Here is a 21,742-nt window from a genome sequence, read left to right on the forward strand (position 1 = left end):
GACTGGCCCGCCATGGTCCAGCGGCCTTCACCCCACCCTCACGCCGGGCCGCGGCGGCAACGCCCGCAGCGCCCACACGGACACCAGCACCGCCACGACGAGCACCACCACGCCCTCGATCAACGCCGCGGCCGCCACCCCACCGGAACCGGGGAACGACGACAGGTCCAGCGCCGTCGCGAGCCGCACCATCGAGACCGCCGCCCCCAGTAACGCCAGCGCCAACGTCACCGGCCTGCCGTGCACCGGCGGCCAGAACAGCGGCACCAGCGCGAGCCCGTACCAAGCCACGCAGGACACCGCGGGCCAATCGAGCACCGAGGCTTGGTCCGGCCGCGTGGCACCCACCAGCATCACCAGCACCGCCGCCCCGAGCGCGACGGCCAACGCCACCAGCCACGGCCGCGTGTCCCGCGCCGGCTCGTCCTCGTGGAACGCCGAGATCCCCAGCACCAGCCCGACCCCGAGCAACACGGCCACCCACTGGCTCACCACGAACGACGGCGCCCCGCCCACCGCCTCGACCGTCGTCCGCACCGCCGAGACAGCCGCGCTCGCGACCCCGACGAGCGCCGCCGCCCGCCCGGCCTGGAACCGTCCGAAGAGGACGAACAAAAACGCGACCAGCCACGGCCCCGCGAAGAAGTCGAACGCCGACGGCGCGGCCAGCACGAGCAGCCCACCCAGCACCGCCACCCGCACCCCGGCCCCGACGGCCAGCGACCGCTCGGGCGCACCGCCGCCCCCGAGCCTGAGCCGCAACGCCAGAGCCGCGACGCTCGCCACCTCGGCCAGCGCGGGCCGCCCGAACTCGGCGGCGTACTCGGCTTGGTCGAGGGTCGCGGGATCGCCTACTTCGCTTGCCGCGGACTGGTTTCCGCTCTCTAACCCAGCAGAAGCCCCGACATCTCCGGTACCCGACGTCGGCCCTGTGGCGCCCGCCAGCGTCACGTCTCCACCGGCTGTCTCTCGTGCCTCAGCAAGATCGTCCAGCGCGCTGCCCAGCCCAGCGTGATCGAAATCGACAGCGCCGTCGTTGACGATTTCTCCTGTCACAAAAGGGTTTCCAACCTCGACCCGCCCCAGCTCCCCCGCCAGGAAGGTCGCGACCATGTCCTCCTCCCAGCGCTCCCGGTACCACTGCGGCAACAGCCGCAGGACGGCTCGGTACCGTCTCTCCAGCTCCGTCACGTTCCCTCCCCAGCTACGAAGTTCACGCGTGTCTTGCCTGCCAGCCGCGCAGGCGGGCCGTTGCTGCCTCGGCGTTGGCGTGTTGGCGGGCGGCCTCGGTTGCGACCGCGTCGGCGCCTGAGCGGGTCAGGCGGTAGTAGCGGCGCAGCCTGCCCTGAAGGACCTCTTCGCGGTCGCGCTCCACGAGGCCCTCCGCGGTGAGGCGGTCGAGGGCGCCGTAGAGCGTGCCGACCTTGAGCTTCACACGCCCCTCCGACAGTTCCGCGACTTCGCCGACGATGCCGTAGCCGTGCCGCGGGTCGCCGACCAGCGCGGTGAGGATGAAGAAGACCTGCTCGGACATCGCCATGAACCCAATGTATCGCCGAGCGATATATTTCGGCAAAACCCATCCGGGTGAAACCCCGGAACCCCGAGAGGAAGTGAACCTCACGTAGACACCGTCTACTAGAGTTTGATAGACAGTGTCTACAAAGTGAACCACGGGTTACGGAGATCGACATGGGCTTTCAGAAATTCGTCGCCGTCGGCGACAGCTGCGCCGAGGGGCTCGACGATCCGTACCCGGACCACAGCCAGTACCGCGGCTGGGCGGACTTCGTCGCGGGCCGCCTCGCGCAGGACGAGCCCGATTTCCGCTACGCCAACCTCGCGGTGCGCGGCAGGCGCCTCGACCAGATCATCGTCGAGCAGTTGCCTGCCGCCGAGCGCCACGAGCCCGACCTGATCGCCCTGTTCGGCGGCGGCAACGACGTGATGAGCGGCGGCTGGAGCGCCCGCACCGTCGCGCGGCGCGTCGATGCCGCGATCCGCCGGTGCACGCACATCGCGCCCACGGTGGTCACCTTCACCTTGAGCGACATCGCCCACCGCATGCCCTTCGGCGCCCGTATGCACCCGCGCGTGACCGCCCTCAACGACGCCATCCGCGAAGCGTCCGTGAGCTACGGCGCCAAGCTCGTGGACTTGTGGCCCGACCACGCCGCCCACGACTCGCGCTACTTCGGCCCCGACCGCCTGCACCTGTCCGAAGCGGGCCACCTGCGGGTGGCCGGCCACGTCCTGAACCGCCTCCACGTCGGCCACGACGACGGCTGGCTCCAGCCGCTCCCCGGCTTCCCCGCGCGCCCGAGCCTGCGCGCGGACCTGCAGTGGTTCTGGCAGGAAGTCATGCCGGTCGCCATCACCCGCCTGCACAACCGCCTGATCGGCCGCTCGCCCGGCGACGGCTTTTTCCCCAAGCGCCCCGACCTGCTGCCCGTCGCGTTCTCCGAAGCGCAGATATGAGCGCCCGCCAGCGGCTGATCACCACCGCGGAGACCCTGCTCGCCGACGAAGGCGTGGATGCCGTGACGTTGCGGGGCATCGCGAAGGCAGCCGGCGTCTCCCACGGCGCGCCCCTGCGGCACTTCTCCGGCCGCGCCGAACTGCTGTCGGCCGTCGCGACGCTCGGCTTCGCGCAGCTGCTCGAACGCGGCGCGAAGCTGCCCGAAGGCAACCCGCGTGAGCGCGTGACGGCCGCCTGCCACGCGTACGTAGCCTTCGCCCTCGCCAACCCCGCGATGTTCGAGCTGATGTTCCGCCGCGACCTCATCAACCCGGCCGAACCCGGGCTCGTGGCCGCGAGCAGCGCCGTCTTCGACTACTTCGCCGACCTCGTGCGCCTCGACCGCGAAGCCGCGCACGACGACCGGCTCAAGCCCGGCACCGACCCGCGGCTCGTCGCGGCTTCGCTGTGGGCCGCCCTGCACGGGCTCGCGCAGCTGTGGCTGTGGGGCGGCCTGGCCGGCGCCAGCTTCGCGCCGTCTCCGGAATCGGCCCTCGCGGTGACGCTCGACGCGTACCTGGGCTGACGCTCGGCGGGGAGCAGCTCCGTGGTCTCCCCGGCCCCGGGCGCTCCCCGCCGAGCAACGCCGAATGGGTGACCATTCGCGCCAGACGCTATCCGGACGAACCGCCCACGCGAATCCCTCTTCCGCCGCAGCCGGCGGTAAACCTTGGCGGTACGCGCCGTGCCGGCGTACCGCGCCGGTCGTAGCCGGCTGGGTTTCCACCGGTCAGGCCGGTAGCTTCGCCTCCGTGCCGGTGTACGGGGTGGGGGTGGTGCGCGGACTTCGCATGCACCCGCTACTGGCGGACAGCCTGCTCGCGGCCGCTGTCGCCGTGTTCCTGCTGGCGGGCGCGGCCGTGCGCGGCGGCGAGCTGGGCGACCGGCCGGGCGCGTTCGGATTGGTCCTCGCGGCCGTCGGTGCCGCGCCGCTGCTGGTCCGCCGCCGGTTCCCGATCGGCTCGCTGCTGGCCGTGACGGCGCTGATGGGCGCGTTCTACCTCTGCGGTTTCCGCGCGACACTCGGCCAGCCCGGCATCCTGATCGCCGCGTACACGGTGTGGGCGCGCTACCCGGCGAGCAAGGCGTGGCCGTCTTCGGCGCTCGCGATGGCCGCGTACGAGGCGACGATGATCGCCGGCGGCGCGTCGCACCCTGTCGGCGATTCGGTGATCGCCCTGCTGCAGGCGTCCGCGACCATCCTGATCGGACACTCCGTCCACGTCCGCGCCAACCGCCTGCGCGCCACCGCCGAACGCGCCGATCGCGCCGAACGCGAGATCGAGCTGGAGGCGCAGCAGGCCGTCGCCGAGGAACGCATCCGCATCGCGCGCGAGCTGCACGACGTCGTCTCGCACCACCTTTCAGTGATTTCCGTCCAGGCCAATCTTGCGAAGTACGTCTTCGAAACCGCGCCGGACATGGCTCGTGGCGCGCTCGACACGATCACCGGAACCACCACCGAAGCCCTCGACGAGCTGCGCCGCCTCCTCAGCGTGCTTCGGCCGCCGCAGTACGAACCCGGCGAGTACCGCCCGCAACCGGGCCTCACAGACCTGCCCGCGCTCGTCGCGAGGCTGAGCGACGCCGGCCTCACCCTCGGACTGCGCGTCACCGGCACGCCGCGGCCGCTGCCGCCCGGCCAGCAGCTGTGCGCGTACCGCGTGGCGCAGGAGGCCCTCACCAACGTGCTCAAGCACGCCGCCGACGCCACCGCCGAGCTCACGCTGGACTACGGCGACGAGGGCCTGCGCCTGCTCGTCGTCGACTCCGGCGGCGGGCCGCCGCCGCGCGTAAACCACGCTGGTCACGGGCTGGTGGAAATGCGGGAACGCGCGCGTATGTACGGTGGCGTGATCGAGATCGGACCGCGCGAACCCGCGGGGTTCGCCATCGAGCTGACCCTGCCCTACCCGACCGCCGGGCGGACCACCGGAGAACCGTCGTGACCAGTGTGCTCGTGGTGGACGACCAGGATCTCGTCCGCGCGGGCTTCGTCGCGCTGCTCGGTGCGGTGCCCGGCATCGACGTGCTCGGCGAAGCGCGCGACGGGCTCGAAGCCGTGGACAAGGCGTTGCGGCTGAAGCCCGAAGTGATCCTGATGGACATCCGCCTGCCCGGGCTCGACGGCGTCACCGCCACGGGACGCATCCTCGCCGCGGCCGGGCCGGAGAAGCCGCGTGTGCTGATCCTGACCGTGTTCGACCTCGACGAGTACGTTTACGCGGCCCTGCGCGCGGGCGCGGCCGGGTTCCTGCTCAAGGACAGCCCGCCGGAGACGCTGATCGCCGGCATCGAGGCCGTCGCGCGCGGCGACATGCTGTTCGGGCCGACGATCACGCGTCGACTCGTGGAGGCGTTCACGCGCACGCCGCCGCCCGGCCGCCCGGAACCCAAGCTGAGGTGCCTGACCGAGCGCGAGCTGGAGGTGCTCCGGTTCGTCGGCACCGGCGCGACCAACGCGGACATCGCGACCGAGCTGCTGGTGAGCGAGGCGACCGTGAAGACGCACCTCAACCGGCTGATGACGAAGCTCGGCGTTTCGAGCCGCGCGCAGGCCGTGGTCGTGGCGTACGAGACGGGCATGGTGCGGCCGCGCGGCTGATCACCAGCCGGCGGGCAGCGCGAGTCCGAACTCCTTACGCAGCGCGGTTTTCGCGGCGGGCAGGCCGGCCATGCCGTGCACACCGGGGCCCGGCGGGGTCGCGCTGGAGCAGAGGTAGACGCCGCTCAACGGGGTCGTGTGGGGGTTCCAGCGGATGACCGGGCGGGCGAGCAGCTGCCGCAGCGTCACGGCGGCGCCGGAGATGTCGCCGCCGACGTAGTTCGCGTTGTAGTTCTCCAACTCGACCGCGGGAACCCCGCGTGCGGCCAGGATCGTGTCGCTGAACCCCGGGGCGAAGCGCTCGATGCGGCGGCGGACGACGTCGGTGGCGTCGAGCGGATCGCCGTTGGGCACGTGCGCGTAGGCCCAGATCGGCTGCTTGTGCGGAAGTCCGCGCGAGGGATCGGCGGCCATCGGCTGGGCGAGCAGCACGTACGGCTCCTCGGCGCGCTGCCCGCCGGCCACGGTGTTCTCGCCGGCGCGGACCTGCGCGGCCGTCCCTCCGATGTGGACGGTCGCGGCCTTGGCCAGCTCCGGCTCGCGCCACGGGATCGGCTCCGACACGAGGAAGTCGACCTTCGCCGCACCCGGTCCGTAGCGCACGTTCTCGAGCGCACGACGGTAGCCGGGTGGCACGAAGGGACCCGCGAGTTCGAGCAGGCCACGCGGGCTGACGTCGAGCAGCACCGCGCGGGTTTTCGCGAACTCCCGCAGGTCCGTTACGCGGCTGGAGGTGTGGACGCGGCCGCCGTGCACCATGAAATCGGCGGCGAGCACATCGGTGAGCACCTGCGTGCCCCCGCGCGGGACCGGCCAGCCGCCCGCGTGCGCGAGGTGCCCGAGCAGCACGGCGGTGCCCCCGCCGGCCAACGACGGCAGCCGGCCCATCGGGTGCGCGGCGACGCCGGCGAGCAGCGCGGGGGCTTCGGGACCGCGGAACAGGACCTCGTCGATGCCGGTGCCGAGCGCGAGGATCCGCGGCGCGAGCAGGGCGGCGACGGAAGGCCGCGGCGGCCGTCTCAGGTCGCCGAGCAGCAGGTCGGTGATCTCGGCGGTGTGCTCGACGAGCGGTCCCATCAGGCGGCGCCAGCGCTCGCTGTCGGCGCCGAGGCGTGCGCAGGTGCGGTCGAGGTCCGCGTAGGCGAGGCCGGTGCGGCGCTCGTCGACGGGATGTCCGTACGCGACTTCAGGCCGGCACAGCTCGACGCCGTGCGCGGCGAGGTCGAAGCCCTGGAAGAACGGCGACGCGACGGCCATCGGGTGCACGGCCGAGCAGACGTCGTGGACCACGTCGGCGTCGAACAGCCGCGCCGACCGCGCGCCCCCGCCGAGCTCCGGCGCGGTTTCGTGCAGGTCGACCGCGAGACCGGCGCGGGCCAGCAGCACGGCGGCGGCCAGGCCGTTGGGGCCGGAGCCGACGACCACGGCGTCAGCGGGCGAATCCACTCACTGATCGTATCGACACGCGGGCACCCTGCCACGTGTCCGAACACCTGATCGAATATTGTCGTACCCCGCGCCTACCTTGGACCCCACGCCGGCCCGCCCGGGCCCGGCCCAGCAGGAGAGGGGGATCATGCCCGCCCACGACACGCAGCTGGAGCGCATCCGCAAGCTGCTCGCCAAGGCCGAAGACCCGGCGGTGACCGCGGAAGAAGCCGAGCTGTACAACACGAAGGCGGCCGAGCTGATCGCCCGGTACGGCATCGACAACGCGATGCTCGCCGCCGCCGGGCAGGGCTCGGACGACATCGCCGTGCTGAAGATCCCCATCGAAAACCCGTACAGCCGTGACAAGGCGAGCCTGCTCACGAACATCGCGTACCCGATGCGCTGCCGCACGTTGCTGCACCGCGTGGGCCAGGGTGTGGACGCGGTCACGGTGTTCGGCTTCAAGTCCGACCTCGGGCGCGTGGAGCTGCTGTTCACGAGCTTGTTGCTGCAGGCGAGCACCCAGCTCACGCGCGTGCGGCCCGACGACCGGGTGTTCCGCGAATCGCTCGCCGCGTACCGCCGCACCTGGCTGCACGGCTTCGCGCGCGCCGTCCACGATCGGCTGGTGCGGGCGGAGGACACGGCGGCGCGCGAGCATCCGGGTTCGGGCGGGCAGTCGGCCGAGCTGGTGGTGCGCGACCGGAACACGCTCGTGCAAAGTGCGTTCGACCGCGAGTACGGCGACTTGCGCGCGGCCGCGCCGCGCCGGCTCTCCGGTTCGGGGTACCGCGAAGGCCATCAGGCCGGCACGCGCGCGACGCTCGACCCGTCCGCGCTCGCCCGGCGCAGGCAGGCCCTGCCGGTGCGCTGATCAAATTCTGGGGCTGTCCCGAGGATTCGCGGTTTACCCTGCGAGCCATGAACGTTGCCGGTCACCTCGTCCCTCGTCCGGAGCCGCCCTCGGCTTCCGGCGGGAGAAGCGGTGCCTGGTCGTGAGCGGCGAGCCGGCCGTGCGCGTCGAGGACCTCGCGACGCGTCCGGATCTGCGCCGGCCCGCGCTGGAGCTGGGCGTGGTTGGCGGGGAGTTCCTGGCGCACGACGTGATCGGCGACCTCGCGGCGTCCGCAAGGCTGGCAGCGCGCTGGCCGGAGTTCTTCCTGGTGCTACTGGAAGACGACGTGCCGGTGGCCCGGGCGGCGGCGATCCCCGTGGCGTATCCGACGGATGAGCGCACCGAGTTGCCCGACCACGGGTGGGACGGTGCGCTGTTGTGGGCCGCGCAGGACGTGATGGACGACCGCGAGCCGACCACGCTGGTGGCGTTGGAGGTCAACGTCGCCGAGCGCGCGCGGGGCCAGGGCGTCGCGGCACTGGCGCTCACGGAGCTGAAGAACCGGGCCCGGCGCGCGGGGCTGTCGCGGCTTGTGGTGCCGGTGCGCCCGACAGGAAAAGCCGATCACGCCGTCGAGTCCATTGTGGACTACGTCGCCCGGCGAGACGAGCAGGGCCGGCCGGCGGACCCGTGGCTGCGCAACCACCAACGGCTGGGCGCGCGGCTGGTGAAGATCGCGCCGTTCGCGATGACCGTGATCGGCACGCTGGACCAGTGGGCGAAGTGGACCGGCGTGCGGCCCGGCGACGGCCTCACGACAGTGCCCGGTGGGATCGCGCCCGTGCTGGGGTCGGTGGCGCAAGACCTCGGTGTGTACGTGGAGCCGAACGTGTGGCTGGAGCACCCGCTCTGACCTGGGTTATCGTGGTGGCGTGTGCACTCGTCGGCAGGAGCTCGTGACGCCGATCTACGGCGACCACTCCTACCGGTGTGACTTCTACGGCTGACGACGTCTTCCGTCCCCGTTGGAACGTCACCACAACCGAAGAGGAACACAGTCATGCCCGAAACCCATCCCGCCACGGCCTGGGCTCTCAAGCACATGCCTCTCACCGCGCAGGCGGTCGCCGAACTGACCCCGGTGCTCGCCGGGAAGCGGCTGGCGATGTGCCTGCACGTCGAGCCGAAGACAGCCGCACTCGTCACGCTGCTCGTGCGCGCCGGTGTCGACGTGCGGCTCACCGGCTCGCCCGGCACCACCCACGACGACGTCGCCGACGCGCTCGGCGAGCTGGGCGTCGCCGTGTTCACCCGCCGCGGCGACGGCGAGGCCGAGCACGTCCGCAACATCGAGCGCGTGCTCGAGGTCGAGCCCGACCTCACACTGGACAACGGCGGTGACCTCACCGTTTCGCTTCTCGGCTCCGGCACGCCGGCGGGTTACCTCGGCGGCACCGAGGAGACCACGACCGGCGGAATCCGGCTGCGCGAAACAAAAGCACGGCTCGGCAAGCCCGTGGTCGTGATCAACGACTCGCGGCTGAAGCTCCTGGTGGAGAACGAGTTCGGCGTCGGGCAGAGCGTGGTGCAGGGCTTCCTCAACGCCACCAACCTCATGGTGCCGGGGACGCGGGCCGCGGTGCTCGGGTACGGCCCGTGTGGCAAGGGCGTCGCCGACACGTTGAGCCGGCTCGGCGCACGCGTTTCGGTCTGCGACACCGACCCGATGCGGGCGCTGGAGGCGATCCTCAACGGCCACCGCGTCGGCACCGCCACCGAGGTCGTGGCCGACGCGCAGCTGGTGTTCACCGCCACCGGCCACCCCGGTGTGCTGGGCGCGGCCGAGCTCGCGGCGTTGCGCGACGGCGCGGTGCTCGCCGGCGTCGGGCACTTCGCGTGGGAGATCGACCGGGCGGAGCTCGACGCGCGGACCGTCCGCACCGTCGAGTACGGCGCGCCTTCGCGACGCACGGGCCACGTCCTCGACGACGGCCGCGAGATCGTGCTGCTCGACCAGGGCCGGATGCTCAACCTCACGGCCGCCAACGGGAACTCCATCCAGGCCATGGACCTCGGCCTCACGCTGCAGGCCCGCAGCCTCGCCGCCGTCGCCGCGGGCGGGCTGGCCGACGAGGTGCAGCCCGTGCCCACGGACGTGGAGCACCGCATCGCAACCGACCTCGTGGCCGCATTGCGCTAGCTACTTCTCCAGGCCCGACGGCAGGAAACCGTGCTCGGACAGGTCGAACCAGTTGCCTTCCGGGTCGATCGCGCGGTACTCGGCGAACGGGCGGTCCCCGCCGCGCAGCACCGGTCGGGGCACGCCCGCTTCGGCGAGCTTCTCCGCGATCGGCGGGATTTCCGGGACCTGGAAACCGAAGTGGTTGAAGCCGGTGGCGACGTCGCCGTCGAGCTGCTGCTGGATCAGCGCCAGGTTGAGGTAGCCGTCGGTCACGAAGTGACTGCCGTCGGGGTCGGTGTGGAACAGCTCCATGCCGAACTGCTCGCAGTAGAACGCGGCCATGCGCTTCGCGTCCTGCACGACGAAGGCGAGGTGACGCAGGCGAGGGCGGGTCATGCGGTGGGTCCCTTCGGGATCATGTTGTGAAAGGCGGCGATCGTCGGTTCGCCGTCGTGGCGGACCACGGCTTGCGCGTGCGTCACGACGCCGGCGGGCCCGATCTCCGACGTCGCGTGGACGAGCGAAAGCTCTGGCGACAGCCGGCGGATCAACGTGACCTCGGCGGACAACGTGGTGCCGCGGTACGCCGTGGCGAACAGCTGCGCGTGGCCTGTCTCCACGGCTTCGCGACCGACGAGCGCTTCGCCGCGCACGTTGACGAAGTCGACGTCGGACGCGAAGACGGAAGCGAACTGCGTTGCGTCGCCGCGGGCCCAGCCGTCGGCCATGGTGCGCCAGAGCGCGCGAATCGACTCGTTCACGCCGTCACCATCCCTACGCGCAGCGGGAGCGATTCGCAGTCGCCGTTCCACGCGGCCAGCGAGTAGTAGAACTCGCCGTGCTGCCGTTCGAGGTAACACACGACGTTGAGCGGCCAGCCAGTGCCGCGGAAGACGTACGCGTCCATCGGCGTCGGGCGTTCGCTGAGCGGGCGGCCGCGTTCGCATTCAGGCCCGAGGCGATGCCAGTCCGGGTGCAGGTGGACGGACCCGAGCACGTCCAGACCACGCGCGTCGGCCTCGCGGGTGATGCGCAGCAGATCGACGGGATCCAGCCACCACGCGCGCACCGAATTCTCATACGCGGAGCCGAATTTCGGCACGATCGTGGTCGCGAACTCTTCACGTGCGCTCGGGTCGGTGACCCGCGCGTTGCGGCCGAACGCGAGGTCCGAGACGATCAGCGCGTCTTCTGCGAAGGTGCCGAGCAGCACGGCGAAACACGGTCTCGGTTCCTCGGGCGTGATGAACGCGTATTCGATGGCCGCGGCGTGGAGGAACCGCTGCAGCACTTCGTCGGAGAACAGCACGGGAAGCGTTGTTTTCCCGATGAGCGGAACGGGGACCAAAGATGTCACGCCGGGCACCGTAACCAGGCGCGATGCGGTGTGGCCATGATCATCACGGGATCGGCCCTATTGCATCCGGCGATAATGTTTTCCCCATGCGCCTGGAAATCCGGCACCTCGAACTCGTGGTCGCAATAGCCGAAGCCGGCAGCCTGCGCAGAGCCGCGGCCCGCCTGCACCTCACGCAGCCGGCGGTGACCACGCAGCTCAAACGGATCGAGCAGTTCCTCGGCGGGCCACTGTTCGTCCGTTCGGCCGAAGGCGTGCTGCCCACCCACACCGGCACCGAGCTGGTGCGCGACGCGCAAAAGGTGCTGCACAGCTTCGACGCCCTGCAACGCTCGGCGCGCCTCAACGCGCGACACGAAGCGGGCGCGCCCGTGCGCGTCGGCGGAATTCCGGCGCAGCAGTTCAGCCTGCTGGTGAACGCGTTGACGACCATGCTGCCCCGGCGCGACGTCACCAGCCGCACGATCCGCGAAACCACCGCGCTGACGGCATTACTGCGCTCGGGTGAGCTCGACGTCGCCGTGATGCGCGCGTTCCCCGGCTTCCCGCTGATCCCGCCCGACGGCGTCGAGTACCGCGTGCTGCTGCGGGAACCGTTTTTCATCGGCGTCGCGGACCACCACGCCTTGGCCGCGCGCGGCGAGGTCGCGCTGGCCGACCTGGCGGGCGAGAAGTGGGTGATGCCCGACCGTGACGACAGCGGGATGAACGAGTTCTTCGCCCGCACCTGCACGTCGGCCGGCTTCGACCAGCGCATCACGCACCTGACGAACGAGGCGCACGTCGCGTTCGCCCTCACCGCCGAGGGCCGCGCGATCTGCCTGCTCTACCCCATCGGCACCGACCGCACGGGCATCTCGACGGTGTCGCTGACCGGCACCCCGCTCTACCGCGAGCTCGTCCTCGCGTGGCGCACCGACTCCCCGATCGCTTCACTGGTGGACGAGATGTGTGCCAAGATCGACGCCGGGTACCTCGCCCTGGTCGAGGACTCGCGGTTCTACCGGAAGTGGTGGCACGACGGCGGTTCCGCGTTCGCGCTGCCGCTGTGAAAATTGCCGCAGTGAAGTTGCCGCTGTGAAGTCGTCGCTGTGAAGGAGTCGCCATGCCGATCCGCGGTCTGAACCACGCCGTCCTCTGGGTCCGCGACGCCGCCCGCAGCAGCGCCTTCTACGTCGACGTCCTGGGCTTCCGCGCGGTGCACACCTCGGACCGCGCCGTCTTCCTCCAGGCCCCCGACTCCCACAACGACCACGACCTGGGCGTCTTCACCCTCCCGGACGCCACCGCGGCTCCTTCCGGTTCCGTCGGCCTGTATCACCTGGCGTGGGAAGTCCCCACCCTCGCGGACCTCCAGACCTACCTCACCGCCCTCACCACCGCGGGCGCCCTCGTCGGCTCCACCGACCACGGCACCACGAAAGCCCTCTACGCCAAGGACCCCGACGGCCTGGAGTTCGAGATCTGCTGGCTCGTGCCGCAGTCGCAGATCACCGACGCCGACCGCGCCCACAACGGCCCCCTGGACCTGGCCACGGACATCACTCGTTTCGGCGCTGACACGCCTGGCGAATCGGCCCGCATTCCTGCTTGAGGCTTGCCCAACTGTCCACTCAGGAAAGGCCCTGTCGCCGCCTCATCCGTGGATCCTCCGACGGATCCGCATACATTGGCGGACAACCACCCCAGCGGCTTCCAGCCGCAGCTCGTAATGCCACGGCTCATCCCGATAGAACTGGCACAACCGATACCGCGCACCGTGCTCCGACAGCCACACCCGCGCCCCCGACGGACCGACGTCCACCGCACGCCCCGACACGTGGGCAGAAGTGTCCGGAGGAGCCACCCACCGCGCCGCTTCGGCCGCCGAGCCGTACCGCACCACGGCCTCCGCGAGCAGCCATTCCTGATACTCCGGCGACCGCCACCCACCGTTGACGAAGATCTCCACACCCTGCGCCGCAGCATCGGTGGCGGCCCGACGAAACGCGGTGAGCAGAGTCGGATCGAGATTCAGGTTTGTCGGTTTCACAAAGGCCTCGACTGCGCCCCCTTTCACTCGGGGCGGGTCGCCCCACGCCACCGCCCCGTCACGACAAGGACCCCTGCGACGATGCAACCACGACCGCTGCACTCTGGAGCGTCCACAGACAGCCAGCCTCGTGCGGGCAACCTCCGCCACAACTTGGCAGCTTGGTCGATGTCAGCAATCGTCGGTACTGTCGCGGCGAAGTACGGATCCACAGCCCAGCCACAACGCATGCACGACGCCCCAGGCTCGCACGACGCCTTCTTCCACAACCAGACCGACGCCGGCTCCATCCAGTTCGGCAGCGACAAACAAACCCTCATCGGGATCACAATCGGCTGCCATCTCACCGCCGCGACCAAGAAACTCGGCCACCTTCCGCCAACGCCCACCTAAAACGCAACCACGTTGGGGGTCCGGGGGCGAAGCCCTCCCGGGCGGGGCCTGGGGGTTGCACCCCAGAAAACACGCGGAACACAAAACGGCCCGCGCCCTCCGCGGGCACGGGCCATCTATTGGGTGGAGCTGAGGGGAATCGAACCCCTGACCTTCTCGATGCGAACGAGACGCGCTACCAACTGCGCTACAGCCCCCAAGGAGCATGAGCCCCTTGTTCAGTGCTCGTAGAGCGTATCAGCTGCCCCAAGAGCACCGAACTTCGGGGGTCACTCCCCGACCGCCCTGCGGTACGGGCTGGTCCCCGGCTCGTCGAGCTCCTCGAAGGCCGGGTCTTCGTCGTCCAGGTCGACCACGACAGCCTGGCGGCGGATGCGTGACATGGGCGACGGCTTGCGTTCCACGATGTCGCGGGGCGTCGGGGAGACGACCTCCAAGTCGTCGTCCTCCTCGGCGACCGGAGGCGCGACGGAGGCCGAAGCGGCAGGACGTTCAGTGCGGCGCGGCGCCGGAAGGGGCTCCCGCGCTTCTCGAGAGTCCCGGCCATCCCGCGCATCCCGGCCCTCCCGCGCATACCGCGCCATCCGCCGCTGCCGGATGTCGTCTTCGATGCGGACCTGGCGGCGCAGGTAGGCGAGGTACCCGACCAGGATCACGTCGACCACGGCGTTGCCCCACCACACCACGGACATCGCGAAGCCCGCGAAGGCGGCCGACGCGACGGCGAGGATAAGCAGGATCACCACGATCCGCTGGCGGAACGCGTACTTCGCCCGCGCGGCGATCTCCGCCGCTTCCGGGTCGAAGCCGCCGCGGCCGGGGCGGTAGCCGGGGCGCGAGCGGGCGGGCTCGTCGCGCACGTCGACGGCCGGCTGCGGCAGCGGCTCGGGTTCCGGTTCTTCCTCTTCGAGGTCGGAGTCGAGCTCCGCCTCGAGTTCGGCGAGGTCGTCCTCCACCGAAGGTTTCGCACTTTCGGACACGGCGAACTCCTCCTGTCCTTCATTGCGAGCTCCCCCGCTGCGCACGACACGCGCTGCGAGCGCGGACGACGGCGTCCGTGCCACCTGCTGGCGCTTGCGAGCCACCATGGGCACGAGAACGACGAGCCATGCCGCGGCGAGCGCCACGATGATCAGCGAGCTGGGCATCCCCCGTCACCTCCCCCGATCCTCTGCTGTAGTCACGCTAGCCACAACAGTCACACACGAGACGCAGACTCGCCGGGTTCGATCACGAAATTGCCTCACCGGATTAGGTGAATCTCACAGTATGTGGTAACGCGTGATCGGAACCGGACCCGTAGTCACCATCAGAGCAGGTCGGCGCGTCCCAGGGCCACGAGCCGGGAGACGAGGCCGTCGCCGATCTCCTCTTTCGTCACGGCGAAGCAGAGGTGGTCGCGCCAGGCGCCGGCGACGTCGAGGTAGCGCTCGAAGAGGCCCTCCTGCCGGTAGCCGGCCTTGGTGAGGACGCGGATGCTCGCGTTGTTCTCCGGCCGCACGGTCGCCTCGAGCCGGTGCAGGCCGGACGCTTCGAAGGCGTGATCCGTCACGAGGGCGACAGCCGCTGTCGCGACCCCGCCGCGCACGATGTCCGACGACACCCAGTACCCGATCCAGGCCGATCGCAGCGAGGCGCGGATGACGTTACCCACCGTGATCTGGCCCGCGAACTTTCCGTCGACCGTGATCGTGAACGGCAGGCACTGCCCGCGCCGCGCGAGACCCCTCAGGGCCGCCCACTGCGAGGGCCACGACCAGAACGCGTTGCGATCGGGCCACGGCCCGATCCCCGTCGGCTCCCACTGCTCGAGGTGGTCGCGGTCGCGCAGGCGGATGCGGCTCCACTCGCCGGCGTCGCGCAGCCGCACGGGCCGCACGCTGACGACCCCGGCCGCCACGCGCAGTCCGCCGAGCTTCGCGGGCCAGCCCGGGTGGCGGCTTTCGACCGGGTACGAGTACGAGCCCACTACGCCCGCTGCGCGAGGAACGTGACCTTCACCTGTTCGCCCGCCGCGACCTCGGTGAGGTCCTCGTCCACCGTGATCAGGCAGTTCGCCTCCGCCAGCGACGCCAGCAGGTGCGCGCCCGACGTGCCGAGCGGCTGCACGAGGTACTCGCCGTTGGCCTCGTCGCGCAGCAGCTGGCCACGCAGGTAGCCGCGCCGTCCCTTTGTCGACGTGATCGGCGACAGCAACCGTGCACCGACGATCCGCCGGTGCGGGTTTCGCGTGCCGCGCGCGGCGCGGATCAGCGGCCTGACCAGGACCTCGAACACCACCAGGGCGCTCATCGGGTTGCCGGGGATGAGGAACGTCGGCACGGAGTCCGGGCCGAGGCGTCCGAAGCCCTGCACCGAGCCCGGGTGCATCCCCACTCGCGTCATGTCGATGTGGCCGAGGTCGGACAACGCGGCGTGCACCTCGTCGCCGGAAGCGCCGCCGGCGCCGCCCGCGACCACCACGATCTCCGACATCAGCAGCCGGCCCTCGACGATCTCGCGCAGCCGCTTCGGGTCGCTCGGCACGATGCCGACGCGGCTCACCTCGGCGCCGGCGTCGCGCGCGGCCGCGGCCAGCGCGTAGGAGTTGACGTCGTAGACCTGGCCGGTCGAGGGCGTGCGGTCGACGTCCACGAGCTCGTCGCCCACGGACACGATCGACACGCGCGGCCGCGGGTAGACCAGCACCTTCGCGCGCCCGACGGCGGCCAGCAGGCCCACCTGCGCGGACCCGATGGTGTCGCCCTTGCGCACGGCGACGTCGCCGATCTGCACGTCTTCGCCCGCGCGGCGCACGTACGCGGCGGAAGGCACCGACTTGTGCACGGTGAGCTTGGCCTGGTGCCCGTCGGTGTACGCGGTGGGCACGACGGCGTCGGCGAGCGTCGGCAACGGTGCGCCGGTGTCCACGCGCACCGCCTGCCCCGGCTGCAGCCGCCGCGGCTGGCGGGACCCGGCCTGGATCTCGCCGACCACCGGCAGCTGCACCGGCTCCTCGCCGGCGGCGCGGACGTCGACACTGCGCACCGCGTAGCCGTCCACGGCAGCCTGGTCGAAGCCGGGCAGGGCGTGCTCGGCGACCACCTCCTCCGCGCACAGCAGGCCCTGCGCCTCGGAGATCGCCACGCGGACCGGCCGCGGCCGGACGGCGGCGTCCAGCGTCAGCGCGATCTGCGCGTCGACAGAGCGCAGCTCCGCCTCCGCGGGTTCCGGGGCCTCTTCGGCCGGGGCAGCGTCGAGGGAGTCCGTCATGGGCGTTCGGTCCCGATCCGTTCGGTCAGCCACGTCCGTAACGATGGCCCGTATTCGGGCGTTTCAAGCGCGAAATCGACGGCGGCGCGCAGGAAACCACCCGGATTCCCCAGGTCGTGTCGTCCGCCGCGGTGCACGACCACGTGAACGGGGTGGCCTTCCTTGATCAGCAGCGCCACGGCGTCGGTCAGCTGGAGCTCGCCGCCGGAGCCCGGCTCGATCCGGCGCAGCGCGTCGAAGATCGCCCGGTCGAGCAGGTAACGCCCGGCCGCCGCGTAGGTCGACGGCGCGTCTTCCGGCCGCGGCTTCTCGACCATGCCGTGAACCTGCTTCACGTCCGGGTCACCGGTGTCGGAGACGTCGAACACGCCGTAGGGCGAGATCTGCTCCTTGGGGATGTCGAACGCGCAGAGCACGCTGCCGCCGTACTGCGCGCGCACGGCCGACATGCGGTCGAGGACACCGGTGGGCAGCACGAGGTCGTCGGGCAGCAGCACGGCGACGGCCTCGTCCTCGTCGGTCAGGTTCGGCTCGGCCTGCGCGACGGCGTGGCCCAGCCCCAGGGCCTGCTCCTGGATGGCGACCTCGACGTCGAGCAGCTCCGTGCCGCGGCGCACCTTCTCGAGCAGCTCGGTCTTGCCCTTGGCCTCGAGCGTCTTCTCCAGCTCGGGCTGCGCCTCGAAGTACTTGACCACGGCGTCCTTGCCGGGCGAGGTCACGATCACCAGGCGTTTCGCCCCCGCGGCCGCGGCTTCGCTCGCGACGAGCTCGATCCCCGGTGTGTCGACCACGGGCAGCAGCTCTTTCGGCACCGCCTTCGTGGCCGGCAGGAACCGGGTCCCGAGTCCGGCCGCAGGCACGATGGCTGTTCTGAACGTCTGGGAGGTTGAGGCGCCCGTCATGGGCGCAAAGCCTAACGTGGTCGCATGCTGGCACCGGGCAATGAGCACCTGAGCAAGGCGGAGTGGCGTGCGCGAGTTCTTCAGGCGCGCGCCTCAGTGAGCCCTTCGGAGCACGCGGCGGAGGCCGAGGCGCTGGCTTCCGCAGCCGCTTCGGTGGCGGCGGGGACCGTGTGCGCGTACGTGCCGTTCGACACCGAGCCGGGGTCCGTTTCGCTGCTCAACGCCCTGGTCAAGGCGGGTTCACGCGTATTGCTGCCGGTGATCCCGGACGTCGTCGGACCGCTGGATTGGGCCGTCTACACGGACGAGTCGACGCTCGTGCCCGGCCGGCTGCGCGGCATTCTCGAGCCCTCGGGGCCGAGGTTGGGGGTCGACGCCGTGTCGGAGGCCGATGTGGTGCTCGTGCCCGCGCTCGCCGTGGACCGGCGCGGGGTGCGGCTCGGACGTGGCGCTGGTCACTATGACCGGTCGCTCACTTCGGGCGACGCGGACCGGTTCGCCGTGGTCCGGGCCGAGGAGCTGGTGGATTCGCTCCCAGGTCAGGCCCATGATGTCCCGATGACCGGGGCACTGACCCCCGCCGGCCTGGTTCGGTTGCCCGCTCCCACAGTGATGTGAGCCAGGGGGAATTGCGCACGGGGAATGCCGTCCAGCACAATTGGGTTGGCACTCTTGTCTCACGAGTGCCAGTTGCATGAAGGAGCTCCAGTGCCCACGTACCAGTACGCCTGCAAGGAATGCGACCACCGCTTCGAGGCGGTGCAGTCCTTTTCCGACGCCAGCCTGACCGTCTGCCCCCAGTGCTCCGGTCCGCTGCGCAAGGTCTTCAGCTCGGTCGGCGTGGTCTTCAAGGGCAGCGGGTTCTACCGCACCGACTCGCGCGACGCGTCGAAGTCCTCGACCACGGCCGCCACCCCGGCGAAGTCCGAGACCAAGACGGAGACCAAGAGCGAGTCGAAGACTGACTCTTCATCGTCCTCCTCGACCACGACGAAAACGGCTTCGACCTCCTCCTGACCCCGGAGTTATCCACAAGGGGGTAGTTGTCCACAGGTCGCGGAAGTTCCTCTTTCCGCTGGTCACCACCGTCCCTAACGTCGGTTTCGTGCAGCACCGCGCCGCACGTGAACCGACGAGGGGACGACCGTGGACACCTTGCTCAACCGCCTGACCGATCTGCACTTGCTGCGCGGCAGGCGTGCCCGGCTGCTTCGCCGGTTCCTGGCCGCGGCCTTGCTGCTGGCCGGCTTGCTCGTCCTTCTGCACCCAGCCTCCGCCCGTGGTGCACCTTCCACCGCCACCGTCGTGCCCGCGCGGGATCTGCCCGCGGGCTCAGTGCTGCGCGCCACCGACCTCCGGCTGGCCGACCTTCCCGACGACGTCCGGCCGGCCGGCGCGCTCGGTGACGTCAGTGCGGCTGTGGGCAGGCTGCTGTCCGGCGCCGCCCGTGCGGGTGAGCCGCTCACGGACGTCCGCCTGCTGGGAACGACTCTCCCCGCCAAGGGGGAATCCGGCACGGTCACGGTCGCCGTCCGGCTGGCCGACGCGGGCGTGGCGGAGCTGCTGCGGCCGGGTCAGCACGTGGACGTCGTGGCGGCTCCCGATGCCACGCACACCGCCGCTGAGCTGGTGAAGGACGCCACGGTGGTCACCGTGCACCGTCCCGAAGGCGGGGGCCAGGGGGTGATCGCACCCGACAAAGGCCCGTTGGTGCTCCTCGCGCTCCCTGTGAACGTTGCCACCGAGGTCGCTGCGACGTCGCTGGAACGACCGGTTACGGTTACTCTCCGCTAACCCGTCCCTGTTCCGATGGGCGACGGCACCCCCAACTGAACCTCTCGAGGAGTGGCACATGCTGAAGGGCTTCAAAGACTTCCTGATGCGCGGAAACGTCGTGGACCTCGCGGTCGCGGTCGTGATCGGCGCCGCGTTCACCGCGATCGTCACCGCGTTCACCACGGGTCTGATCAAGCCACTGATCAACGCGATCGGGGGCAGCGACGCCGCTCAGGGCCTCGGCTTCTACATCTTCGAGTCGAACAAGGGCACGTTCCTGGACTTCGGCTCGGTGATCAACGCGGCGATCAACTTCGTGATCGTCGCCGCGATCGTGTACTTCCTGTTCGTGCTGCCCGTGAAGCACCTTCAGGAGCGTCGCAAGCGCGGTCAGGAGCCGGGTCCGTCGGAGCCCACCGACGTCGAACTGCTCAAGGAGATCCGTGACCTGCTGCGTGAGCAGGCCACCAAGTCGGACGTCTGAGGGTCAGCGGTCGTGGTGCGGCGGCCGGTTCTCCAGGTACCAGGAGTCCGGGGTGTCCCCGCTCAGGCCTCGCTCGTCCGAGGTGGTCTCGGGCAGCACGTCACCGAAGATCTCATCGACTCGGCGGCGCTCGGCCGCGGTGTCGGGGGGGCGGGGTTCTTCACGTGGCATGACCCCATCGTCCCACCCGCTGTTTGACAACTGCAGAGAGACGCGAATCGCCTGGCCCTCGGGGTGACGGGCCAGGCGCGGCGGCCGATGCGAGAGGGGTTCAGACCTCGTCGAGGCCGGAGAGCTCGTCGATCACGTGCGGCACGAGCGACGACAGGGTCGCCATGCCGTCGCGCACCGCAGCGCGCGAGCCGGCGAGGTTGACCACCAGCGTGCTGCCCGAGACACCCGCGAGGCCCCGGGAGATGCCGGCGTCGACCGCGCCCGCGGCGAGGCCTGATGCGCGCAGCGCCTCCCCGATGCCCGGGATCGGCCGGTCGAGCACGCCGGCCGTGGCGTCGGGCGTGCGGTCGCGCGGCGACACGCCGGTGCCGCCGACGGTGATCACGAGGTCGGCACCGCCGATCACGGCGGTGTTGAGCGCGTTGCGGATGCCGGCGGTCTCGGCCTCGACCACCACGACGCCGTCGACGATAAAGCCGGCCTCTTCGAGCAGCTCGGTGACGAGCGGTCCGGTGTTGTCCTCGTGCTCCCCGTGGGCGACCCGGTCGTCCACGATCACCACGAGGGCCCGGCCCAGCCGCTGTGCGCTCCGTTCCATGCCGACACCGTATCCGGTGAGGGCACCCGCCCGCCGCCGTGGGCGGGTGATTCCTGACGATTCGGTGACGTGGTCCGGCAGGAACGGGCGTGGTCCGGTCCGCGCGCCCTAGCCTCGGCGGGGTGCGAGTACTGATCACCGGTGGAGCCGGGTTCATCGGGTCCCACGTCGCGGACCGATTGGCCGACGCGGGCGACGAGGTCGTGGTGCTGGACACCCTCCTGCCCACCGCGCACGGCACGGCCACGCCGCCGGAGTACACGGGCCGCCACCTGTTCGTGCGCGGCGACGTCACGGACCCCGACGAGGTCGCCGAGCTGCTTGTCGGCGTCGACGCGGTGTGCCACCAGGCGGCCGTCGTCGGGCACGGCGTGGATCCGTCGGACGCGCCGTCGTACGCGCTGAACAACGACTACGGCACGGCGGTGCTGCTCGCCGGGATGCACGCGGCCGGCGTCCGCAAGCTCGTGCTGGCCTCGTCGATGGTGGTCTACGGCGAGGGCCGCTACTCGTGCCCGCGCCACGGGATCGTGCCGCCTTCGCCACGGCGGAAGTCCGATGTGGACGCCGGACGGTTCGAGCCCACGTGCGGCGACTGTGGCGTGGAGCTGCACTGGCAACTTGTGCCCGAAGGTGCACCACTTCTGCCCAGGAGTACTTACGCCGCAACGAAACTGGCGCAGGAGCACCTCGCCGGCGCGTGGGCGCGGCAGACAGGCGGCACGGTGTGGGCGTTGCGCTACCACAATGTATACGGCCCGCGGATGCCGCAGAACACGCCGTACGCCGGGGTGGCGTCGCTGTTCCGTTCGTCGCTCGAGCGCGGTGAGGCGCCGACCGTGCTGGAGGACGGGCGGCAGCAACGGGATTTCGTCCACGTCCACGACGTCGCCCGCATCAACGCCTTGGCGTTGCACGCTGAAGGGCCGAGCGGAGACATCACGCCGCTCAACGTCTGCTCGGGTGATCCGCACACCGTCGGCGACCTCGCGCGGGAACTTGCGCGTGCGTACGGCGGGCCAGAGCCGCGGATCGTCGGCGGTGCGCGGCCCGCGGACGTCCGGCACGTGGTCGCCGATCCCGCTCTGGCCAGGAAATTGCTGGGGTTCACGGCGGAAACGACGTTCGAGGACGGCATCACCTCGTTCGCCACGGCGGAGTTGCGCGCGCCCGTCGGCGCTTGAGACCCGCTTGAGACGAAGG

Annotated in this window: 28 protein-coding genes and 1 tRNA gene; 15 read left to right on the plus strand and 14 right to left on the minus strand. The window is 70.7% G+C overall.

Annotation, left to right across the window (positions count from 1 at the left end; all coding sequences use genetic code 11):
* Nucleotides 1-27: 27 nt before the first annotated feature.
* Nucleotides 28-1,191 (minus strand): hypothetical protein, encoded by a 1,164-nt coding sequence (locus tag AB0H62_RS26165; RefSeq protein WP_360588754.1) that lies wholly within the window; start codon nucleotides 1,189-1,191, stop codon nucleotides 28-30.
* 22 nt (nucleotides 1,192-1,213) lie between these two features.
* Nucleotides 1,214-1,540: a PadR family transcriptional regulator gene (locus AB0H62_RS26170; protein ID WP_360588756.1), complete on the minus strand. Its 327-nt coding sequence runs from the start codon at nucleotides 1,538-1,540 to the stop codon at nucleotides 1,214-1,216.
* Between the two features lie 152 nt (nucleotides 1,541-1,692).
* Here AB0H62_RS26170 and AB0H62_RS26175 point away from each other — a divergent pair, with 152 nt between their 5' ends.
* From AB0H62_RS26175 to AB0H62_RS26190, 4 genes are all read left to right on the plus strand, one after another.
* Nucleotides 1,693-2,478, plus strand: coding sequence for an SGNH/GDSL hydrolase family protein (locus AB0H62_RS26175; RefSeq protein WP_220244345.1), 786 nt, complete (start codon nucleotides 1,693-1,695; stop codon nucleotides 2,476-2,478).
* Nucleotides 2,475-3,044 (plus strand): TetR/AcrR family transcriptional regulator, encoded by a 570-nt coding sequence (locus AB0H62_RS26180; RefSeq protein ID WP_360588759.1) that lies wholly within the window; start codon nucleotides 2,475-2,477, stop codon nucleotides 3,042-3,044. Before AB0H62_RS26175 ends, AB0H62_RS26180 begins: the two co-directional genes overlap by 4 nt.
* A gap of 226 nt (nucleotides 3,045-3,270) precedes the next feature.
* Nucleotides 3,271-4,467, plus strand: coding sequence for a sensor histidine kinase (locus AB0H62_RS26185; protein ID WP_360588761.1), 1,197 nt, complete (start codon nucleotides 3,271-3,273; stop codon nucleotides 4,465-4,467).
* The gene (locus AB0H62_RS26190; protein ID WP_220244347.1) at nucleotides 4,464-5,123 is read left to right on the plus strand and encodes a response regulator transcription factor; all 660 of its coding nucleotides are present in this window, start codon (nucleotides 4,464-4,466) and stop codon (nucleotides 5,121-5,123) included. Before AB0H62_RS26185 ends, AB0H62_RS26190 begins: the two co-directional genes overlap by 4 nt.
* Here the strand turns inward: AB0H62_RS26190 and AB0H62_RS26195 are convergent, their stop codons facing one another.
* Nucleotides 5,124-6,569 carry an NAD(P)/FAD-dependent oxidoreductase gene (locus tag AB0H62_RS26195; protein ID WP_360588763.1) on the minus strand — a complete coding sequence of 482 codons (1,446 nt, stop codon included), beginning with the start codon at nucleotides 6,567-6,569 and terminating at the stop codon, nucleotides 5,124-5,126. It abuts the gene before it with no gap.
* A gap of 130 nt (nucleotides 6,570-6,699) precedes the next feature.
* Here AB0H62_RS26195 and AB0H62_RS26200 point away from each other — a divergent pair, with 130 nt between their 5' ends.
* The 3 genes from AB0H62_RS26200 to AB0H62_RS26210 all read left to right on the plus strand — a co-directional run bounded on the left by AB0H62_RS26200 (nucleotide 6,700) and on the right by AB0H62_RS26210 (nucleotide 9,589).
* On the plus strand, nucleotides 6,700-7,428 hold the full coding sequence (locus AB0H62_RS26200) for a DUF2786 domain-containing protein (RefSeq protein ID WP_220244349.1): 729 nt from the start codon (nucleotides 6,700-6,702) through the stop codon (nucleotides 7,426-7,428).
* Between the two features lie 139 nt (nucleotides 7,429-7,567).
* The gene (locus AB0H62_RS26205; protein ID WP_220247141.1) at nucleotides 7,568-8,302 is read left to right on the plus strand and encodes a GNAT family N-acetyltransferase; all 735 of its coding nucleotides are present in this window, start codon (nucleotides 7,568-7,570) and stop codon (nucleotides 8,300-8,302) included.
* A 147-nt stretch (nucleotides 8,303-8,449) separates the two neighbouring features.
* Nucleotides 8,450-9,589 (plus strand): adenosylhomocysteinase, encoded by a 1,140-nt coding sequence (locus AB0H62_RS26210; RefSeq protein ID WP_220244350.1) that lies wholly within the window; start codon nucleotides 8,450-8,452, stop codon nucleotides 9,587-9,589.
* Here AB0H62_RS26210 and AB0H62_RS26215 read toward each other — a convergent pair whose 3' ends face one another.
* The 3 genes from AB0H62_RS26215 to AB0H62_RS26225 are packed head-to-tail and all read right to left on the minus strand — an operon-like array spanning nucleotide 9,590 to nucleotide 10,928.
* The gene (locus tag AB0H62_RS26215; protein ID WP_220244351.1) at nucleotides 9,590-9,967 is read right to left on the minus strand and encodes a VOC family protein; all 378 of its coding nucleotides are present in this window, start codon (nucleotides 9,965-9,967) and stop codon (nucleotides 9,590-9,592) included.
* Entirely contained in the window at nucleotides 9,964-10,332 is a 369-nt protein-coding gene (locus AB0H62_RS26220; RefSeq protein WP_220244352.1) for an SgcJ/EcaC family oxidoreductase, read from the minus strand. The genes AB0H62_RS26215 and AB0H62_RS26220 overlap by 4 nt, the downstream gene beginning before the upstream one ends.
* On the minus strand, nucleotides 10,329-10,928 hold the full coding sequence (locus AB0H62_RS26225) for a hypothetical protein (protein ID WP_360588767.1): 600 nt from the start codon (nucleotides 10,926-10,928) through the stop codon (nucleotides 10,329-10,331). Before AB0H62_RS26225 ends, AB0H62_RS26220 begins: the two co-directional genes overlap by 4 nt.
* Nucleotides 10,929-11,014: 86 nt before the next feature.
* Here AB0H62_RS26225 and AB0H62_RS26230 point away from each other — a divergent pair, with 86 nt between their 5' ends.
* Together AB0H62_RS26230 and AB0H62_RS26235 are read left to right on the plus strand one after the other, a co-directional pair.
* Nucleotides 11,015-11,980, plus strand: a complete 966-nt coding sequence (locus tag AB0H62_RS26230; RefSeq protein ID WP_360588769.1) for a LysR family transcriptional regulator — start codon at nucleotides 11,015-11,017, stop codon at nucleotides 11,978-11,980.
* Between the two features lie 53 nt (nucleotides 11,981-12,033).
* Complete coding sequence (locus AB0H62_RS26235; protein WP_360588771.1) at nucleotides 12,034-12,522, plus strand: VOC family protein; 489 nt, start codon at nucleotides 12,034-12,036, stop codon at nucleotides 12,520-12,522.
* A 42-nt stretch (nucleotides 12,523-12,564) separates the two neighbouring features.
* On the opposite strand, the gene AB0H62_RS26240 is transcribed toward AB0H62_RS26235, so the two are convergent.
* Nucleotides 12,565-12,960: a M15 family metallopeptidase gene (locus AB0H62_RS26240; protein ID WP_360588773.1), complete on the minus strand. Its 396-nt coding sequence runs from the start codon at nucleotides 12,958-12,960 to the stop codon at nucleotides 12,565-12,567.
* A gap of 168 nt (nucleotides 12,961-13,128) precedes the next feature.
* Here AB0H62_RS26240 and AB0H62_RS26245 point away from each other — a divergent pair, with 168 nt between their 5' ends.
* Nucleotides 13,129-13,353: an LppA family lipoprotein gene (locus AB0H62_RS26245; RefSeq protein ID WP_360588775.1), complete on the plus strand. Its 225-nt coding sequence runs from the start codon at nucleotides 13,129-13,131 to the stop codon at nucleotides 13,351-13,353.
* Between the two features lie 124 nt (nucleotides 13,354-13,477).
* Here AB0H62_RS26245 and AB0H62_RS26250 read toward each other — a convergent pair.
* From AB0H62_RS26250 to AB0H62_RS26270, 5 genes are all read right to left on the minus strand, one after another.
* Nucleotides 13,478-13,550: transfer RNA gene (locus AB0H62_RS26250), tRNA-Ala, on the minus strand.
* A gap of 72 nt (nucleotides 13,551-13,622) precedes the next feature.
* On the minus strand, nucleotides 13,623-14,501 hold the full coding sequence (gene glpR / locus AB0H62_RS26255; protein WP_220244401.1) for a gephyrin-like molybdotransferase receptor GlpR: 879 nt from the start codon (nucleotides 14,499-14,501) through the stop codon (nucleotides 13,623-13,625).
* A 161-nt stretch (nucleotides 14,502-14,662) separates the two neighbouring features.
* Nucleotides 14,663-15,322, minus strand: coding sequence for a GNAT family protein (locus AB0H62_RS26260; protein ID WP_220244402.1), 660 nt, complete (start codon nucleotides 15,320-15,322; stop codon nucleotides 14,663-14,665).
* On the minus strand, nucleotides 15,322-16,605 hold the full coding sequence (glp, locus tag AB0H62_RS26265) for a gephyrin-like molybdotransferase Glp (protein WP_220244403.1): 1,284 nt from the start codon (nucleotides 16,603-16,605) through the stop codon (nucleotides 15,322-15,324). Before glp ends, AB0H62_RS26260 begins: the two co-directional genes overlap by 1 nt.
* The gene (locus AB0H62_RS26270; RefSeq protein WP_220244404.1) at nucleotides 16,602-17,507 is read right to left on the minus strand and encodes a UTP--glucose-1-phosphate uridylyltransferase; all 906 of its coding nucleotides are present in this window, start codon (nucleotides 17,505-17,507) and stop codon (nucleotides 16,602-16,604) included. Before AB0H62_RS26270 ends, glp begins: the two co-directional genes overlap by 4 nt.
* A gap of 24 nt (nucleotides 17,508-17,531) precedes the next feature.
* Here AB0H62_RS26270 and AB0H62_RS26275 point away from each other — a divergent pair, with 24 nt between their 5' ends.
* The 4 genes from AB0H62_RS26275 (at nucleotide 17,532) to mscL (ending at nucleotide 19,767) form a co-directional block, all read left to right on the plus strand.
* The gene (locus tag AB0H62_RS26275) at nucleotides 17,532-18,125 is read left to right on the plus strand and encodes a 5-formyltetrahydrofolate cyclo-ligase (RefSeq protein WP_360588779.1); all 594 of its coding nucleotides are present in this window, start codon (nucleotides 17,532-17,534) and stop codon (nucleotides 18,123-18,125) included.
* 90 nt (nucleotides 18,126-18,215) lie between these two features.
* Nucleotides 18,216-18,524, plus strand: coding sequence for an FmdB family zinc ribbon protein (locus AB0H62_RS26280; RefSeq protein ID WP_220244406.1), 309 nt, complete (start codon nucleotides 18,216-18,218; stop codon nucleotides 18,522-18,524).
* A 129-nt stretch (nucleotides 18,525-18,653) separates the two neighbouring features.
* Nucleotides 18,654-19,301: an SAF domain-containing protein gene (locus AB0H62_RS26285; protein ID WP_360588781.1), complete on the plus strand. Its 648-nt coding sequence runs from the start codon at nucleotides 18,654-18,656 to the stop codon at nucleotides 19,299-19,301.
* A 58-nt stretch (nucleotides 19,302-19,359) separates the two neighbouring features.
* On the plus strand, nucleotides 19,360-19,767 hold the full coding sequence (gene mscL, locus AB0H62_RS26290) for a large-conductance mechanosensitive channel protein MscL (protein ID WP_220244407.1): 408 nt from the start codon (nucleotides 19,360-19,362) through the stop codon (nucleotides 19,765-19,767).
* 3 nt (nucleotides 19,768-19,770) lie between these two features.
* Here mscL and AB0H62_RS26295 read toward each other — a convergent pair whose 3' ends face one another.
* Complete coding sequence (locus AB0H62_RS26295; protein ID WP_220244408.1) at nucleotides 19,771-19,938, minus strand: hypothetical protein; 168 nt, start codon at nucleotides 19,936-19,938, stop codon at nucleotides 19,771-19,773.
* Nucleotides 19,939-20,038: 100 nt separating this feature from the next.
* Nucleotides 20,039-20,539 (minus strand): MogA/MoaB family molybdenum cofactor biosynthesis protein, encoded by a 501-nt coding sequence (locus AB0H62_RS26300; protein ID WP_220244409.1) that lies wholly within the window; start codon nucleotides 20,537-20,539, stop codon nucleotides 20,039-20,041.
* 122 nt (nucleotides 20,540-20,661) lie between these two features.
* On the opposite strand from AB0H62_RS26300, the gene AB0H62_RS26305 reads away from it, so the two are divergent.
* The gene (locus AB0H62_RS26305; protein WP_220244410.1) at nucleotides 20,662-21,723 is read left to right on the plus strand and encodes an SDR family NAD(P)-dependent oxidoreductase; all 1,062 of its coding nucleotides are present in this window, start codon (nucleotides 20,662-20,664) and stop codon (nucleotides 21,721-21,723) included.
* Nucleotides 21,724-21,742 lie beyond the last annotated feature (19 nt).

The organism is Amycolatopsis sp. NPDC050768 (genome assembly GCF_040654155.1).
Lineage (GTDB): Bacteria > Actinomycetota > Actinomycetes > Mycobacteriales > Pseudonocardiaceae > Amycolatopsis.

What these genes read in the sequence shown, in the direction of transcription:
- AB0H62_RS26170 (WP_360588756.1), bottom strand. Translation starts at nt 1,540, where the DNA reads ATGGCGATGTCCGAGCAGGTCTTCTTCATCCTCACCGCGCTGGTCGGC.
- AB0H62_RS26175 (WP_220244345.1), top strand. Translation starts at nt 1,693, where the DNA reads ATGGGCTTTCAGAAATTCGTCGCCGTCGGCGACAGCTGCGCCGAGGGG.
- AB0H62_RS26180 (WP_360588759.1), top strand. Translation starts at nt 2,475, where the DNA reads ATGAGCGCCCGCCAGCGGCTGATCACCACCGCGGAGACCCTGCTCGCC.
- AB0H62_RS26200 (WP_220244349.1), top strand. Translation starts at nt 6,700, where the DNA reads ATGCCCGCCCACGACACGCAGCTGGAGCGCATCCGCAAGCTGCTCGCC.
- AB0H62_RS26210 (WP_220244350.1), top strand. Translation starts at nt 8,450, where the DNA reads ATGCCCGAAACCCATCCCGCCACGGCCTGGGCTCTCAAGCACATGCCT.
- AB0H62_RS26215 (WP_220244351.1), bottom strand. Translation starts at nt 9,967, where the DNA reads ATGACCCGCCCTCGCCTGCGTCACCTCGCCTTCGTCGTGCAGGACGCG.
- AB0H62_RS26230 (WP_360588769.1), top strand. Translation starts at nt 11,015, where the DNA reads ATGCGCCTGGAAATCCGGCACCTCGAACTCGTGGTCGCAATAGCCGAA.
- AB0H62_RS26235 (WP_360588771.1), top strand. Translation starts at nt 12,034, where the DNA reads ATGCCGATCCGCGGTCTGAACCACGCCGTCCTCTGGGTCCGCGACGCC.
- AB0H62_RS26245 (WP_360588775.1), top strand. Translation starts at nt 13,129, where the DNA reads ATGTCAGCAATCGTCGGTACTGTCGCGGCGAAGTACGGATCCACAGCC.
- glpR (WP_220244401.1), bottom strand. Translation starts at nt 14,501, where the DNA reads ATGCCCAGCTCGCTGATCATCGTGGCGCTCGCCGCGGCATGGCTCGTC.
- glp (WP_220244403.1), bottom strand. Translation starts at nt 16,605, where the DNA reads ATGACGGACTCCCTCGACGCTGCCCCGGCCGAAGAGGCCCCGGAACCC.
- AB0H62_RS26270 (WP_220244404.1), bottom strand. Translation starts at nt 17,507, where the DNA reads ATGACGGGCGCCTCAACCTCCCAGACGTTCAGAACAGCCATCGTGCCT.
- AB0H62_RS26275 (WP_360588779.1), top strand. Translation starts at nt 17,532, where the DNA reads ATGCTGGCACCGGGCAATGAGCACCTGAGCAAGGCGGAGTGGCGTGCG.
- mscL (WP_220244407.1), top strand. Translation starts at nt 19,360, where the DNA reads ATGCTGAAGGGCTTCAAAGACTTCCTGATGCGCGGAAACGTCGTGGAC.
- AB0H62_RS26295 (WP_220244408.1), bottom strand. Translation starts at nt 19,938, where the DNA reads ATGCCACGTGAAGAACCCCGCCCCCCCGACACCGCGGCCGAGCGCCGC.
- AB0H62_RS26300 (WP_220244409.1), bottom strand. Translation starts at nt 20,539, where the DNA reads ATGGAACGGAGCGCACAGCGGCTGGGCCGGGCCCTCGTGGTGATCGTG.